The organism is Reyranella sp., assembly GCF_965279465.1.
GTDB lineage: Bacteria > Pseudomonadota > Alphaproteobacteria > Reyranellales > Reyranellaceae > Reyranella.
This window is the reverse complement of sequence record NZ_OZ257242.1, coordinates 177,769-191,943: the sequence shown is the minus strand read 5'-3', so window position 1 is coordinate 191,943 and position 14,175 is coordinate 177,769. Positions and strand designations below refer to the sequence as shown.

Sequence of the window (14,175 nt, the reverse complement as noted above, 5' to 3'; positions counted from 1 at the left end):
GAGTCAGTCCATCGTGATGTTGTTGTCGCGGATCACCTGGCCCCAGGCGGCAACCTCGCTCCTGGCGAACTTGTCCATTTCGGCCGGCGTCCAGTCCTTCAGCACGGTGCCGAGCTGATTGGCGCGCTCGCGGGTGATGTCCATCTTCGCGATCTTGCGCATCGCGGTGTTGAGCCGGTCGACGATCGGCTGCGGCGTGCCGCCGGGAACGAACAGCGCGAACCAGCCATCGAGAATGAAGCCTGGCAGGCCGGCCTCCGCCGTCGTCGGGATGTCGGGGAAGGCCGGATGACGCGCCTCGCTGGCGAGCGCGAGCGCCTTCACGGCGCCCGAGCGGATGTGCGCGGAGACCGAGGGCGGCGTGACGATCAGCAGCTCGACCTGTCCTGCCACGAGGTCGGCCGTCGCCGGGCCGGCGCCCTTGTACGGCACATGCACGAGGTCGATGCCGGCCGCCTTGTTCAGCAGCACGCCGCCGAGATGCGGCACCGAGCCTTGGCCGACCGAGGCGAAGTTGAGCTTGCCCGGATTGGCCTTGGCGTAGGCGATGAAGTCCTTGAGGTTGTCGGCCGGCACCTTCCGGGCGATCACGATGACGTGGGGCGCGACCGCACCCATCGCCACGCCGGCGAAGTCGTCGGGTGACCAGTTGAGGTTCCGGATCAGCGCCGGGTTGGCCGCGTGATAGGCCGAATACTGCATCAGCACCGTGTAGCCGTCGGGCCTGGCGCGGGCGACGACGGCGGTGCCGACATTGCCGTTGCCGCCGCCCTTGTTGTCGACGATCACCTGCTGGCCCAGCTCCTGGCTCAAGAGATCCGAATAGAGCCGTGCGACGAGATCGGTGCCACCGGCGGGTGGCGCGGGCACCACCATGGTGACGGTCCGCTCGGGCCAGTTCTGTTGCGCGCGTGCGGGCATTGCGAGCGCCGTGAGCGACAAGGTGAGGGCGGAACGACGGTTCATGTCGGCCAATTGCGCTTCCAGACCTCGACCAGCTCCGGCTTGAGGTCGGCGCGCCGGGCGATGGCGAACAGCCGGGGCGTCTCGCTCTCGAACCAGCCGCGCTTGGGCCTCCACCGGGTCATCACCGAGACGTAAATGTCGAGCGCGGAGAAGCGCTCGCCGAGGAACCACGGCCCCTTGGCCGCCGTCTCGACCTGCCGCCAAAGGCGCTGCGCGTAGGCGTCGGTCGCGGCCCGGAAGGGGTCGCGCGCGGCGTTGACCGATACGAAGCGCGCCGGATCGTCGGCGTACGTGAAGGTCGGATAGATATTGACGACGATGAAGACGAGCCAGCGCAGGAACGCCGCGCGCTCCGGCGCTCCCGGCGCGGGCACCAGCGAGTCGTTGCCGGCGATGTCGGCGAGCAGCAGCGTGATCGCCGCGCTCTCGCTCATGACGGTGCCGTCGGGCAGCACGAGCGTCGGCACCTGCGCGAGCGGATTGACCTTCTCGAGCCGGGCGCGCGCGTCGAGGTCCTTGAACAGGTCGCCCACCGGCTCGAAGGTGAACGGCAACCCGTACCAGGCGAGCTGCGCCTCGACCAGCGAGGAGCCCCATCCCGCCCGGCCGTAGAGCCTGTAGGTGCTCATGCGATCAAGGCTTCTGCAGCGGCTGGATCAGCCCCGATGTGTCCCAGCGGCCGCCGCCGCGCTCCTGCACGCGACCATAGAACTGGTCGACCAGCGCGGTGAGCGGCATCTGCGCCTTCCAACGCTTGCCCTCCGCCATGGCGATGCCGAGGTCCTTGCGCATCCAGTCGACGGCAAAGCCGTAGTCGAACTTGCCGGCGATCATGTTCTGCCAGCGGTTCTCCATCTGCCAGCTCTGCGCCGCGCCCTTGGAGATCGCAGCCATCACCTTGTCCATGTCGAGCCCGGCGCGTTGGCCGAGGTTGAGCGCCTCGGCAAGGCCCTGGACGATGCCGGCGATGCACATCTGGTTCATCATCTTGGTGATCTGGCCCGAGCCCGGCGGTCCGATCAGCGTGATCGCCTTGGCATAGGCGTCGGCCACCGGCTTGGCCTTGTCGAATGGCTGCTGCTCGGCGCCGCACATCACGGTGAGCTGGCCGTTCTCGGCACCGGCCTGGCCGCCCGACACCGGCGCATCGATGAAGTCGACGCCGATTTTCTTGCCGGCGGCATGGAGCTCGCGCGCGACATCTGCCGAGGCGGTGGTGTTGTCGAAGAAGATCGTGCCCTTGCCCATCCCGGCAAACGCACCAGTCTCGCCCAGCACGACCGCACGCAGGTCGTCGTCGTTGCCGACGCAGCAGAACACGATCTCCTGGCCGGCCGCCGCCTCCTTGGGAGTCTTCGCGGCCTTGCCCTTGTGCTTCTGCGTCCAGGCCTCGGCCTTGGCGAAGGTTCTGTTGTAGACGGTCACGTCGTGGCCCTTGGCGGCAAGATGCCCAGCCATCGGAAAGCCCATTACGCCCAGTCCGAGAAACGCCACCTTCGCCATCGCATCTTCCTCCGCATTCAGGAGCCGGGAGCATAGAGCAGCACGGCGATGGCTGCGACTCCCACCAGCAGAGGCGGCAGGGCGAGCGGCCAGGCGCGCCGGTAGAGCTCGGCATCCGACACCGCGTGCGCGAGCAGGCCGACACCCATCGAAACGCGGATCGGCGAGAGCATGGTGAGGTTGGTGCAGACGCTGTTCTGGACGGCGGCGATCCAGGCCGGATCGACCGCGACGGCGCGGGCGAGCGCGGTCACCATCGGCATCAGCATCGCATTGCCGGCCGAGCCGCCGCCGGTCAGGAAGCCGCCCATGCCGGCGAACAGCGGCACGCTCAGGACAGCGCTGCGGCCCGCCGCGGAACGCAGCGCCTCGGCGATCTGCTGCGCCATGCCCGAGCCGACATAGAGCTCAGCCATCACCACGAACGCCAAGGTGACAGCGCAGGACCGCCACGCGCCGCGTGCCGTGTCGACGACGGTGCGGCCGATCGAGGCGCGCGCTGTGAACAGCACGACGAGCCCGATCGAGATCAGCCAGAAGCCCGGTGCGTAGAGCGGCGCGAAGGCCGGCTGGTTGTCGTAGGGTTTCAGCGCCCAGAGCGGCCGCAGGAGATCGCGCAGCGGCGGCACCAGCCGGGTCGCGCACAGCGCGACGGTCAGCGCGACGTAGGGCGCATTGCGATGGAGCGCGGCGCGCAGGCCGGCGAGATCCGGCCGCTCGTCGCGCCAGAAGCGCAGGGCGAGCAGCGCGGCAAGCGGCGCCGCACCGGCGATCTCGACGTCGGTGTGGCGGTTGGCGAGCCAGATCAGCGCCAGCAGGAGAGTCGTCCAGGCAACGTCGTCGATCTTCTGCGCCGCCGAGACGGGCACACCCGCCTGCCGCGCGAAGCGCCAGTAGAGCAGCAGGTAGAAGACGTGCATCGGTACCTGCAGCAGCGACGAGCCGAGGCCGAGCGCACTCGGGGTCAGGCCGGCCAGCGTGGCGCCGACCGTCGTGCCGGTGGCGAGAGCGCCCCACGGCACCAGCGACTGGCTGTAGAGGCCGAGCACCAGCATCGGTACCCCGCCCAGCCCGAGCCGCCGCAGGGCGGCAATGGCGATGATGTACCCCACGCCGAAGCCGGTGACCGCCTCGGCAAACGGCGCCAGCAGAAAGCAGACCGACCACAGCCGACGTGGCGTCGCTGTGTGCGCCTCGCTGCCGGCGGTCGGGTGGTGCGCGAGCGTGCAGCGGTGGAAGAACATGCCCGAGGCGATGATGGCGATGACCTGCCAGGCGAGCCAACCGCCTGCCGGCACTTCGCGGAGCCACAACCGGACCACGGCGCCCATGCCACCGTCCGGCCACAGCAGCGCCGCCGAGACCGCGAGCGTGGCGGCAAGCCCGGCCAACCCGGCGATCAGGGCACCGACCCGGCCCGAGGCCAGAAGGCCTAGAACGAGCAGCAAGGGGAGCAGGGCGAGTGTCGTCGTCATGGCCTTGCGCGGCTCGCCCCTTTCGCCTAGAACCCGCGGCCTGTGCCCCGATAGCTCAGCTGGTAGAGCACGTCATTCGTAATGATGGGGTCGGCGGTTCGATTCCGTCTCGGGGCACCATTTTCCGTCCAGCCTGGTTCTTTGTCGTCCGCGCACGTCCGCCGGTTGCTCAGAACCCTCGTAAATCAAGCATTTAAGCGTATATTCATGCCCGGCACGGTTCGCGACCGTCCGCGGGCATCCGGCCTTTCTGGGTACACTCTGGGTACACTTGAAAGGGCGGGTACACTGGCGGTCCGCAGTTTGCGAGGGACCACTCCCATGGATGAACTGAGCGATACGAAAATCCGCAACGCCAAGCCGGCGGATAAGGAATACACGATTGCCGACGGCCAGGGCCTTAGCGTCGTGGTGCGGCACAACGGGACCAAGCTCTGGCTCTACCGGTACCGTTTCGGCGGCAAACGCAAGAACATGTCCTTCGGCACCTTCCCCGGCGTTGGCCTCAGGGCCGCGCGCGACAAGCGCCACGCCGCCGAGAAGTTGCTCGATCAAGGGCAGGACCCGGCCGCACTGCGTGAGGCGAAGCGAAAGGACGACGAGAAGCACAAGCACACCTTTCGTGCAGTCGGCGAGGAATGGGTGACCAAGAAGCTCGAAAAGGAAAACAAGGCCAAAGCGACGATCAAGCGGGAACGCTGGAATCTCGGTCAGCTCAATCGCGAGGTTGGCGATCGACCGTTGTGCGAGATCGAGCCGCCCGAGTTGGTGACGGCAATGCGGCGCGTCGAAGCCCGCGGCCGATACTATACAGTCGGCCGGCTGCGCTCGACGGCCTCGCGGGTCTTCCAATTTGGAATTGGCGCGTCGTATTGCAGCAGCGACCCAACCCGTGATTTGAAGCACGCGCTTACCAAGGCACCCAAGGGCAATCCGCGCCCGGCGCTGACCGACCCGGACGACGTCGGAGAACTGATGCGCCGGATTGAAGTTTACGACGCCAAAAACGGAGGGTTAGTGCGCTATGCGCTCAAGCTGATCGCCTTGACCATGGTGCGGCCCGGCGAGCTGCGGCTAGCGGAGTGGACCGAATTCGACGAGACGAACCGAATATGGCTGATCCTCGCCGGGAAGATGAAGATGCGCGATGATCACGAAGTGCCTCTCTCCCACCAGGCGCTCGCTATCCTTGCGAAGCTGCGACCTTTGACCGGCCGATGCCGCTACTTATTCTCATACGATGATGCTGTGCCTATGTCCGACAACACGCTCAACAAGGCTCTACGGATCATGGGCTACGCGACCGGTCCCGGTGGCGACCACTGCGCGCACGGCTTCCGCTCGACGGCGTCGACCTTGCTCAACGAGGAGGGCGCGTTTGACGGCGATGTAGTGGAATCCCAACTTGCCCATGTCACGGAGGAAAAAAAGCGGCGGCGTCGCGACGATGTGGTGCGGCGGCAGCTTGGCAAGGGCGATAAGAACAAGATTCGCGGCATCTATAACCGTGCGGCCTATTGGACCGAGCGCGTGCGTTTAATGCAGCATTGGGCCGATCGGCTGGATAGCCTGCGCGACGGGAAGCGCTTTGTGTCGCTAAGTAGGTCCGCAGCCTAGCTTGCTCTTGATTCGACCCTGGGGAGCGAGGCGTGATATTCGTCCACGCTGTCGAGGTCGATCATGGTCTTGCCGCCCATTTTGTAGGCCCTGATCCGCCGCTGGGCGATCAGCTCATAAGCCTTGGTCTTTCCGAATTTGCCATAGCGGCAACCGCCCTTGAACTCGACGAGTCGGCGCTGCTGACTGTGGTCATTGTTAATCATGGTTCGTGTAAGTGCTTCGATAATTTCCGCCATGATCGGATCAAGATCCCCTGGACGAGGCGGTATTTCCATGCCGCGACTTGGTGTTGACACGTGCTTGCCGGGAAGGGGGCGTCTTTGGAGAAGCTGGTGGCGTTCCGGCTGATCTTGTTTCGACGACATCGGCACCAAGCCCATTGCCTAGGATACGTCGATCTACACCGCCAACAGTGCCGAACAAAAGGGTCTCTGACGCCGCCGCTAACTCCAGCGTGCTGTAGAGTGCAATTCGGACGGACCGGAAGCGATGTTGGCAGAACGGTTGAAGGGGTCTTTGATACGATGCCAACGTGGTAGCGTCTTCGGTTAGGCGACCCACCTGAGATAAGGGTGGGCCGTTTGCAGCGGGTTCAGCTTGGTCTGGCGGTGTGTTGCCGTCTTGGCGTTGCTCTTGCGTCTGCTCAACAGAGAGCGAGTGGCTGGTCCTTACAGAAGATCAGGAACTGAGCCCGACGGAGGCCTCGACCATCGTCGGCTTCTCGCGCCCGCTCGTCGTTCATCGCATGGACGTCGCTCAAGGATGTGCTGGCGTTGAAATCGAGGCTCGACGCAGCGCAACTCGATGGTGGCCCTCGCGGCAGATGCCGAGGATCTCAATCTGCGCTGCGGCCTTTGATCCTGTCGTCGCAATCTATGACGTTTTCGGGGGCGGACTCACAACCAAGATCCATGTTGTCGGACCGAAGCTGAGAAGGTCGAGATCGCCGTATGTCGAGCTGGCCGAAATGGCATCGATTCCAGTCGGCGAAGATGCTCAACTCGTTCTTCGAGGTGTAGTCCATCGACGGGCCGAGATAGTGCTGGCTAGCGTCCGCATCCCCCGACCAAAGCGCGATCGGACATCCGGCATAGGCCAGGATCTGGCGGATCGACAGCGCATGACCGGCCGCTATGGCCTGGGCCACGACTGTCGACACGGCCTGCAGACCTTGTTCGGGATGGCCTTGCACCCAGCCGTGCCAGGAAGGCGTGGCCGGCCAGTGCTCGGTTGGCCCGGAACCGGATGATGGTAGAGCTTGCGCTGAGTTCGGAACGCCGGCCACCACGCGTTCGAGGTGGCGTCGCGCCTCTCCCTGGTTCCCCAGAAGATTGCAAGTGTTGATCGTGTCCATGCCATGAGCGTGTGCCGATCGCTGGCCGCGAAACAGACCGCCGCTTCTGCGGAGCATAACCGCAGCCCTCGCTCGGTTTCGCCGCTCGAGGTCGGTCAGAAGTCCGTGATCAAGAGCGAAGTGGCTTGAGAAAGCGTGGAGCTGCCGGGCGTAGTACGGCGATGGTCTCGCGTGACCCGCGTTGCAGTGGCTTGTCGCGTCGGACGACAATGCCGACGTGGCGGTTGAGAGGAGGGGTCATGCCCTGGATGCGCAATCCCTAGGATTGATGTCCGACAGCCATTCGCGGGACGATACCGTTTTCCAGACCAACTCGCGCGACTTACTTGATGGCTTCTACGCTGCCAAGCTTCTTGATCGGCCTCACGGACTGGCCCGCAGCAGTGAACCAATCGTCGATGATCCGGCGCATCTGCGCGCCCGGCTCATATGAAAGCACGGAAAGTCGCGACAGGACTTCGGCTGTCACTACGCGCGGAAGAACAGGTCCCTCGGGCGAGGACGGGACGAAAAGTTCATCTTCGAAAAGCGGGGAGATATCGAACATTCGTCCCGCGGCGGGCAAAGAGACGAGGCCGAGGTCCAGCGCATTGTCTTCGATTTGCCGAAGCACATCGCTGACGGTACCGGTCGTGACGAAGATCTCGAGGCCATCGAACCGACGGCGCAGCATGCGCAGCACGGCTGGCGCGAAGGGTATGCTGGCCGTCGCACCCGCGTCGATCCGGACTTTGCCGATCATTCCTTTCGCGTACGGCGCCATTTCCGCTTCGGCGTTCGCCATCGCATCGAGGACCATGCGGGCATAAGTGAGGAGAACCGCGCCGGCCGAGGTCGGGTGCGCCTTTCGGCCCACACGCTCGATCAGGCGCACCCCAAAGCGCTTTTCGAGCAGCCGGATCTGCTGGCTAACGGCGGGTTTCCTGAGGCCGAGATGATCTCCGGCCGCCGTGAAGCTGGCCCGTTCGATCACCTCCGAGAACGTCCGGAGCTGGTCGAACGTAATGCCGCGCATCCCCGGGTTGATCATCGTCGATAGCATCCTACATCCTTGCGTCCATTGTGACGTGGTCCGGCATCCCGATACCATCGTGCAATAGGTGTCGCTCGAGGTCGGGAGCACCCTGCAAGCTCTGGACCTAACAGGTCGGAACAGGAGGAGCGCATGGCGAGCGAGGCGAAATACGCAAAGACCGACGAGGCGCTGAAGCGGCTGACGCCTGAGCAGTACCAGGTCACGCAGCAGAGTGGCACCGAACGGCCGGGCACGGGTGAGCTGTTGCACAACAAGGAGCCGGGCATCTATGTCGATATCGTGTCGGGCGAACCGTTGTTCGCTTCGTCCGACAAGTACGAATCAGGATGCGGCTGGCCGAGCTTCACCAAGCCGATCGAGCTCGCGAATGTCAGCGAGCTGGTGGATACGACGCACGGCATGCGGCGAACCGAAGTGCGCTCCACGCACGGCGACAGCCATCTCGGCCATGTCTTCCCCGACGGCCCGCGGGACCGCGGTGGCCTGCGCTACTGCATCAACTCGGCCTCGCTCCGCTTCGTTCATCGCGACGACATGCAGGCGGAGGGCTATGGCGCCTATTTCGACCAGGTGGAGGACGTACGATGACCGAAGAGCGCGCAGTGCTGGCCGGCGGCTGCTTCTGGGGCATGCAGGATCTGATTCGCAAGCAACCCGGAGTCTTGTCGACGCGGGTGGGCTATACCGGAGGGCATGTTGCCAACGCGACCTATCGCAGGCACGACGGCCATGCGGAGGCCATCGAGATCATCTTCGATCCCGCGAAGACGAGCTACCGCAATCTCCTGGAGTTCTTCTTCCAGATCCACGATCCCTCGACCTTGAATCGACAGGGCAACGACCGCGGCACCAGCTATCGCTCGGCGATATTCTACACGACCGAGGAGCAACGGCGCATCGCCGAGGACACGATCGCCGACGTCGACGCGTCCGGACTGTGGCCCGGCAAGGTCGTGACCGAAGTTACGCCCGGCAGGGACTTCTGGGAAGCCGAGCCGGAGCATCAGGACTACTTGGAGCGCAGCCCAAACGGATACACCTGCCACTTTGTCAGGCCGGGGTGGAAGCTGCCCCGACGTACCGGGGCAGCCGCCTGAAGTATATGCGGCAGCAGAACTAGGCCGCTCCTCGCTTCCAAAGGAGCGGCCGGGGCGCGAAGCCGAGCTTCGCCTTGGCCCGCTTGTTGGAAGCCCCCGTCGGGCTGCTGTGGTAGTAGACCGCTTCCTCTCCCACCGCTTTGAGCGCCTCTGCTATGCTGATGCGTGACGGCTCCGGCGCGTCTACCGAGCGCGCGAACGCCGGCAGCCATTCGGCGACGGGCAGCGGATCGTCGTCCACGATGTTGTAGGTCCCCGGCTTGCCGCCCAGGGCAGCGACCGTTGCCGCCATGGCGTCGTTGATGTGGATGAACGACCAGATCGAGTTGCCCTTGACAATGATCCTCGACTGCCGGTTGCGCACCATATCGGCGACCGCACCGTCCGGGCGGTACCAAGTGCCGGGACCGTAGAAGAAACCGTAGCGCAGAACGACGCCTTCCATGCCCGCCGAGGTCAGCACACGCTCCCCTCAGGCGGCCGTGACGCGGGTGCTGTTGCCGATCTCACCGAGCGCATCGAGGCGGAGGAGCGCCGCCTCGTCGGCGAGCTGCCCGACGGGAGCATCGAGATAGAAGCCGCGCGACTGCGGAATGTAGCGCCTCACGTCCAGCTCCTCGGCCGCTGAAGGCAGATTCTTGCCACCCTCACGATGCAGACGGTGTCGTCGGGCAGGGACTTGATGACGGTCGCCGGATTGGCCGGCAGCCTGGTCATCTGGTCAATGACTACGTCCGGCGCTACCCCTTTGATCGCCTGGCGCACGGTCTTGGCGTCGAAAACGTCCGCGGTGGAGAACGGCTACTCCCAACTCGCGGATCCGATCGCTGCCTCGCCCGGCGCGGGTCATGCCTGTCACCTGATGGCCTAGCGTGCACAACGCCCGGACGAGAGGAAGTGCCACGGCGCCTGTGGCGCCGCGACGAAGATCTTCATGCCGCGCTCCAGTCTTCGCAACCTGACCCTACCCAGAGATCATCGATGACCCGCCGCACGAAAACGTCGTGGGGATGACGCCTTCGGTCGCCTACGGCTCGCTACGACGTCATCCCCACGGCGCTGCCGCTACCCCACAGTTTGAGACACGACCGATTAACGTAGCCCGTGGTCGCAAGCGCCTGAAGCTAGAGCTTCCCGCTGGGACACTTATCCATCGCCGGTCAGTGACTTTCTCGCCTGCTCATTGAGTCTTCACCAGGATATTTGCAGGAGGTCGCGACAATGTTTTCGTCAGCTGGCCGAAAGTGCGATGCATCAGTGCGCCACCGGCGCCTTGCCGCCGAGCTTCACGTTGCGCAGGGTGAGCGCAAGAGGCACAGCCGCGAGCGAGATCAGCATCAGGACCCAGAAGGCATCGATGTAGGCCAGGAAGGATGCCTGCGCTTGTAGCTGCTGCCCGATCCATCCGATCGCCTGGCCCTTCGCCTGCAACGGCGCGCTGCCGTGGCCGGCAAAGAACTCGGTCACTTGCCGCAGCGTCTCCTGATACGCGCTGCTCGACGGGATCGCATGCTCGACCAGCCGGCTCTGGTGGAACTGCTCGCGGTGGGTGAGGACGTTGGACACCAGTGCGACGCCGAGAGATCCGCCGGTGTTGCGCGCCACGTTGATCAGGGCGGAGGCCTGGTCGATCTTGTCCGGCCGGATTCCGTCGTAGGACGCGGCAGTGATCGACAGGAAGATCAGCGGCAGCCCCAAGCCCAGCAGCATGCGCGACTGCGCCAAATACCAGAAGCCGACATCGCCGTAGACGGCCGTCAACTGGTACATCGACACCGCGATGAGCGTCGCCCCCGTGACGATGAGGTACTTCGGCTGGATCCGGGTGAGCATACGACCGGTGATGAACATCATGGCCATGGTCACCAGGCCGCCGGGCGACAGGACGAGGCCGGCCCAGGTCGCGGTATAGCCGAGATCCTGCTGGACGAGCTGGGGCAGGAACTGGGTGGTCGCGAGCAGGATGGCGCCGGTCGCCAGCATCACGAGGAAGCAGGCGCCGAACTGGCGCGACGCGACCATCCGGAGATCGATCACCGGATTGCGCTGGCGCAGCTCCCACGGGATCATGAGCAGGAATGCCGCGCCGCAGACGATCGCGACCGCGACGATGAAGCCCGAGCCGAACCAGTCGTCCTCGAGCCCGCGATCGCACAGCACTTCCAGGGCGCCGAGGAACGTCGCGACCAGCGCGAAGCCGATGATGTCGAACCTGCGCCCCTCCTGCTGCAGGCGCCGCCGCTCCTCGACCTGCGCCGGCGTCTCGCGCAGCAGCACGGCAATCGCCACGACGGCGAATGCGCCCACCGGGCCATTGATCAGGAAGCACCAATGCCAGGAGATGTTGTCCGCCAGCCAGCCGCCGAGCGTCGGCCCGACGACGGGCGCCACCACCACGGCCACGCCGAACAGCGCAAAGGCCTGGCCGCGCTTCGCCGGCGGGAAAGAGTCGGCGAGGATCGATTGCGAGACCGGCACCATGCCGCCGCCGGCGATTCCCTGGAGGACCCGGAATGCCAGCAAGGCCTGCAGGTTCCAGGCAAGGGCACAGAGCACCGAGCTTACGGTGAACAGCGCGAGGCAGGCCATGAAGAAGCGCTTGCGGCCGATGCGCTGGACGAGAAAGGCGCTGGCCGTGAGGGCGATCGCGTTGGACACCAGGTAGGTCGTGATCACCCAGGAGGCTTCGTCCTCGCTCACGCCCAGCCCGCCCGCCATGTAGGGCAGGGCGACGTTCGCGATCGTGGTGTCGAGGACCTCCATGAAGGTGGCGATCGCCACCACCACGGCGATCAGCCAGGGATTGGGAGCGCGGGTCACAGCCATTCTCCCAGGCGTTCGATGAGCGAAGGCTTGGCGTCGGTCCGCACCGTGGGCAGCACCGACATGCCCGGCCCGAGCGCGACGTCGGTCGGCGCATTGTCGATGACGATTTTCACCGGCACGCGCTGGACGATCTTGACGTAGTTGCCGGTGGCATTCTCCGCCGGCAGCAGCGAGAACGCCGTGCCGGATCCAGGCTGCACGCTGGCGACGCGGCCGCGGATCGTCCGCTCCGGATAGGCGTCGATCTCGAAGCGAACCGGCTGTCCCGGGCGCAGCGCGTCGAGCTGCGTCTCCTTGAAGTTCGCGGTGACCCAGATCTCGTCGGGCACGAACATCGTCAGGCTGGTTCCGGCCTGCGCGAACTGTCCGACCGCGGCGCCGAGCTGGACGATGCGTCCCGGCTGCGCCGCGGTGACGGTCGTATAGGAGAGGTTGAGCCGCGCCTGGTCGCGTTGGTCCTGCGCCTCGCGAAGGCTCGCAATGGCGCTGCTGCGCTGCGCCTCGAGCGCGTCGAGCTGCCGCCGGGCGACCATGACGTTGGCCTGAGCGCTGCCCAGGGCGGCCTGTTGCTGGGCCAACTCGGCTACGGTCAGGTCTCCGGTCTGCCGGCTGGACCACCCTTCCTTGGTCAGCGTCCCGTAGCGCTCGGCCTGCTGGCGGGCGTACACCAGCCGCGCCTCGGCCTGCCTGACCTGCGCCTCGCTCGCGGTGACCTGGGCCTGCGCCACCTCGATCTGGGCGGCGATGTTGCTCACGCCGGCGTCGGCGGCCGCGACCTGCGCCTCCGTCTGCGCCAGGGCGACGCGATAGTCGCGGTCGTCGATCCGGGCGATCACGTCGCCGGCCACGACATGCTGGTTGTCGGTGACGGGCACGGCCGTGATGTAGCCCGGCACCTTGGGGGCGACGGCGAATTGGCGGGCGGCGATGAAGGCATCGTCCGTCGACACGAAGCGCCGGCTGTAGTCGAAATAAAGTCCGCCGGCCGCTATGGCGGAGAGCAGGGCGAGGGCGCCGATCCCGGCGAGGATGGCGCGGCGGGATACGAGCCGCCGCCGCTGCCGCGGCTCGGGCGCTTCGGGCTTGGCTGCATCGGCAGGCCGTGGCTCGAGTGGCGGCAGGCGCAGAAGCGGAACCACGGTGACGGAGCTGTTGGGCGGCATTTGACGTCTCCCCTCGCAAAAGTTGTGGTGCGATCTGACGAGGCGGAGGATAGGGGGCGCAGGACCGGCGACAATTCAGCCAGTGGTCTCGCGTGCGCATACTTTCGTATAGACGGGTGCGTGCTCGTGCCAAAAGACATGGGGAAGCAATCGCGTCGACTGCTTCCCCGGTCTCGTCGTCGGCGGTTACCGGTCGACGTTCAGCGTTTCACGAAGGCGAGGATATCCGGGTTGAGCACGTCGGGATGGATGGTCAGCATGCCGTGCGGATAGCCCGGATAGACCTTCAGGGTGCCGTTCTTCAGCAGCTTGATCGAGAGGCGCGCCGCATCGTCGATCGGCACCACCTGGTCATCGTCGCCATGCAGGATGAGCGTCGGCACCTGGATGGCCTTCAGGTCGTCGGTCTGGTCGGTCTCTGAGAAGGCCTTGATGCCATCGTAGTGCGCCTTGGCGCTGCCAATCATGCCCTGGCGCCACCAGTTCTGGACCACACCTGGCGAGGTCCTCGCGTTGGGCCGGTTGAAGCCGTAGAACGGACCGGAAGCGACATCCAGATAGAACTGGGACCGGTTGTCGGCCAGCGCCTTGCGGAAGCCGTCGAACACCTCGATCAGCGTGCCGCCGGGGTTGCTCGCGGTCTTCACCATGAGCGGCGGAACGGCGCTCACCAGAACGGCTTTGGCAACGCGACCCTGCGGCTCGCCGTACCGAGCGACATAGCGGGCGACCTCGCCGCCGCCGGTCGAATGCCCGATGTGAACGGCGTTCCTGAGATCGAGATGCTCGGTTATCGCCGACGTATCGGCCGCGTAGTGGTCCATGTCGTGGCCGTCGTCGACCTGCGCCGAGCGGCCATGGCCGCGCCGGTCGTGCGCGATGACCCGGTAGCCGTGCTGGACGAAGAACAGCATCTGGTTGTCCCAGTCGTCCGCCGAGAGCGGCCAGCCGTGATGGAAGACGATCGGCTGCGCATCCCTGGGGCCCCAGTCCTTGTAGAAGATCTCGACGTTGTCTCTGGTGGTGACGAAACTCATGGCTCGTATCCTTTCAGCTGATGTCGGCTGGACCAATCTGATGGGCCTTCGTGTCGGCGTCTTTCAGGCGCGCCCTTCCTGTTTCCGGAATGCAGGAT

13 protein-coding genes, 1 tRNA gene and 1 pseudogene are annotated in these 14,175 nt (G+C 65.5%); 4 read left to right on the top strand and 11 right to left on the bottom strand.

All coding sequences use genetic code 11. The annotated features are described in order from the left end of the window. Positions 1 to 3 precede the first annotated feature (3 nt). From ACQY8M_RS00890 to ACQY8M_RS00875, 4 genes are read right to left on the bottom strand one after another with little or no spacing between them, the layout of a single operon-like run. Positions 4 to 966 (bottom strand): Bug family tripartite tricarboxylate transporter substrate binding protein, encoded by a 963-nt coding sequence (locus tag ACQY8M_RS00890; RefSeq protein ID WP_428668579.1) that lies wholly within the window; start codon positions 964 to 966, stop codon positions 4 to 6. After that, positions 963 to 1,595 carry a glutathione S-transferase family protein gene (locus ACQY8M_RS00885; protein ID WP_428668577.1) on the bottom strand — a complete coding sequence of 211 codons (633 nt, stop codon included), beginning with the start codon at positions 1,593 to 1,595 and terminating at the stop codon, positions 963 to 965. The genes ACQY8M_RS00890 and ACQY8M_RS00885 overlap by 4 nt, the downstream gene beginning before the upstream one ends. Positions 1,596 to 1,599: 4 nt before the next feature. After that, complete coding sequence (locus ACQY8M_RS00880) at positions 1,600 to 2,469, bottom strand: NAD(P)-dependent oxidoreductase (protein WP_428668575.1); 870 nt, start codon at positions 2,467 to 2,469, stop codon at positions 1,600 to 1,602. A gap of 17 nt (positions 2,470 to 2,486) precedes the next feature. Then, positions 2,487 to 3,944 carry an L-lactate permease gene (locus ACQY8M_RS00875; RefSeq protein ID WP_428668573.1) on the bottom strand — a complete coding sequence of 486 codons (1,458 nt, stop codon included), beginning with the start codon at positions 3,942 to 3,944 and terminating at the stop codon, positions 2,487 to 2,489. Positions 3,945 to 3,988: 44 nt separating this feature from the next. On the opposite strand from ACQY8M_RS00875, the gene ACQY8M_RS00870 reads away from it, so the two are divergent. Then, positions 3,989 to 4,064: transfer RNA gene (locus tag ACQY8M_RS00870), tRNA-Thr, on the top strand. A 201-nt stretch (positions 4,065 to 4,265) separates the two neighbouring features. Beyond that, positions 4,266 to 5,561 (top strand): tyrosine-type recombinase/integrase, encoded by a 1,296-nt coding sequence (locus tag ACQY8M_RS00865; protein WP_428668571.1) that lies wholly within the window; start codon positions 4,266 to 4,268, stop codon positions 5,559 to 5,561. Here the strand turns inward: ACQY8M_RS00865 and ACQY8M_RS00860 are convergent. The 3 genes from ACQY8M_RS00860 to ACQY8M_RS00850 form a co-directional block, all read right to left on the bottom strand. Continuing rightward, positions 5,558 to 5,944, bottom strand: a complete 387-nt coding sequence (locus ACQY8M_RS00860; RefSeq protein ID WP_428668569.1) for a hypothetical protein — start codon at positions 5,942 to 5,944, stop codon at positions 5,558 to 5,560. The genes ACQY8M_RS00865 and ACQY8M_RS00860 overlap by 4 nt on opposite strands. 455 nt (positions 5,945 to 6,399) lie before the next feature. Beyond that, the gene (locus ACQY8M_RS00855) at positions 6,400 to 6,918 is read right to left on the bottom strand and encodes a hypothetical protein (RefSeq protein WP_428668567.1); all 519 of its coding nucleotides are present in this window, start codon (positions 6,916 to 6,918) and stop codon (positions 6,400 to 6,402) included. Between the two features lie 322 nt (positions 6,919 to 7,240). Then, positions 7,241 to 7,948, bottom strand: coding sequence for a LysR family transcriptional regulator (locus ACQY8M_RS00850; protein ID WP_428668565.1), 708 nt, complete (start codon positions 7,946 to 7,948; stop codon positions 7,241 to 7,243). Positions 7,949 to 8,083: 135 nt separating this feature from the next. Here ACQY8M_RS00850 and msrB point away from each other — a divergent pair, with 135 nt between their 5' ends. Further along, positions 8,084 to 8,542: a peptide-methionine (R)-S-oxide reductase MsrB gene (gene msrB, locus ACQY8M_RS00845; RefSeq protein WP_428668563.1), complete on the top strand. Its 459-nt coding sequence runs from the start codon at positions 8,084 to 8,086 to the stop codon at positions 8,540 to 8,542. Beyond that, on the top strand, positions 8,539 to 9,051 hold the full coding sequence (gene msrA / locus ACQY8M_RS00840; protein WP_428668561.1) for a peptide-methionine (S)-S-oxide reductase MsrA: 513 nt from the start codon (positions 8,539 to 8,541) through the stop codon (positions 9,049 to 9,051). Before msrB ends, msrA begins: the two co-directional genes overlap by 4 nt. Positions 9,052 to 9,070: 19 nt before the next feature. On the opposite strand, the pseudogene ACQY8M_RS00835 reads toward msrA, so the two are convergent. From ACQY8M_RS00835 to ACQY8M_RS00820, 4 genes and pseudogenes are all read right to left on the bottom strand, one after another. Then, positions 9,071 to 9,987: pseudogene (locus ACQY8M_RS00835) on the bottom strand (NAD-dependent epimerase/dehydratase family protein). A gap of 318 nt (positions 9,988 to 10,305) precedes the next feature. Beyond that, positions 10,306 to 11,877, bottom strand: a complete 1,572-nt coding sequence (locus tag ACQY8M_RS00830; protein WP_428668559.1) for a DHA2 family efflux MFS transporter permease subunit — start codon at positions 11,875 to 11,877, stop codon at positions 10,306 to 10,308. Beyond that, complete coding sequence (locus ACQY8M_RS00825) at positions 11,868 to 13,040, bottom strand: HlyD family secretion protein (protein WP_428668557.1); 1,173 nt, start codon at positions 13,038 to 13,040, stop codon at positions 11,868 to 11,870. Before ACQY8M_RS00825 ends, ACQY8M_RS00830 begins: the two co-directional genes overlap by 10 nt. 200 nt (positions 13,041 to 13,240) lie before the next feature. Then, positions 13,241 to 14,077: an alpha/beta fold hydrolase gene (locus tag ACQY8M_RS00820; protein ID WP_428668555.1), complete on the bottom strand. Its 837-nt coding sequence runs from the start codon at positions 14,075 to 14,077 to the stop codon at positions 13,241 to 13,243. Positions 14,078 to 14,175 lie beyond the last annotated feature (98 nt).

Coding starts and splice junctions, on each gene's coding strand:
- ACQY8M_RS00890 (WP_428668579.1), bottom strand. CDS start 966: ATGAACCGTCGTTCCGCCCTCACCTTGTCGCTCACGGCGCTCGCAATG.
- ACQY8M_RS00885 (WP_428668577.1), bottom strand. CDS start 1,595: ATGAGCACCTACAGGCTCTACGGCCGGGCGGGATGGGGCTCCTCGCTG.
- ACQY8M_RS00880 (WP_428668575.1), bottom strand. CDS start 2,469: ATGGCGAAGGTGGCGTTTCTCGGACTGGGCGTAATGGGCTTTCCGATG.
- ACQY8M_RS00875 (WP_428668573.1), bottom strand. CDS start 3,944: ATGACGACGACACTCGCCCTGCTCCCCTTGCTGCTCGTTCTAGGCCTT.
- ACQY8M_RS00865 (WP_428668571.1), top strand. CDS start 4,266: ATGGATGAACTGAGCGATACGAAAATCCGCAACGCCAAGCCGGCGGAT.
- ACQY8M_RS00860 (WP_428668569.1), bottom strand. CDS start 5,944: ATGGGCTTGGTGCCGATGTCGTCGAAACAAGATCAGCCGGAACGCCAC.
- ACQY8M_RS00855 (WP_428668567.1), bottom strand. CDS start 6,918: ATGGACACGATCAACACTTGCAATCTTCTGGGGAACCAGGGAGAGGCG.
- ACQY8M_RS00850 (WP_428668565.1), bottom strand. CDS start 7,948: ATGATCAACCCGGGGATGCGCGGCATTACGTTCGACCAGCTCCGGACG.
- msrB (WP_428668563.1), top strand. CDS start 8,084: ATGGCGAGCGAGGCGAAATACGCAAAGACCGACGAGGCGCTGAAGCGG.
- msrA (WP_428668561.1), top strand. CDS start 8,539: ATGACCGAAGAGCGCGCAGTGCTGGCCGGCGGCTGCTTCTGGGGCATG.
- ACQY8M_RS00830 (WP_428668559.1), bottom strand. CDS start 11,877: ATGGCTGTGACCCGCGCTCCCAATCCCTGGCTGATCGCCGTGGTGGTG.
- ACQY8M_RS00825 (WP_428668557.1), bottom strand. CDS start 13,040: ATGCCGCCCAACAGCTCCGTCACCGTGGTTCCGCTTCTGCGCCTGCCG.
- ACQY8M_RS00820 (WP_428668555.1), bottom strand. CDS start 14,077: ATGAGTTTCGTCACCACCAGAGACAACGTCGAGATCTTCTACAAGGAC.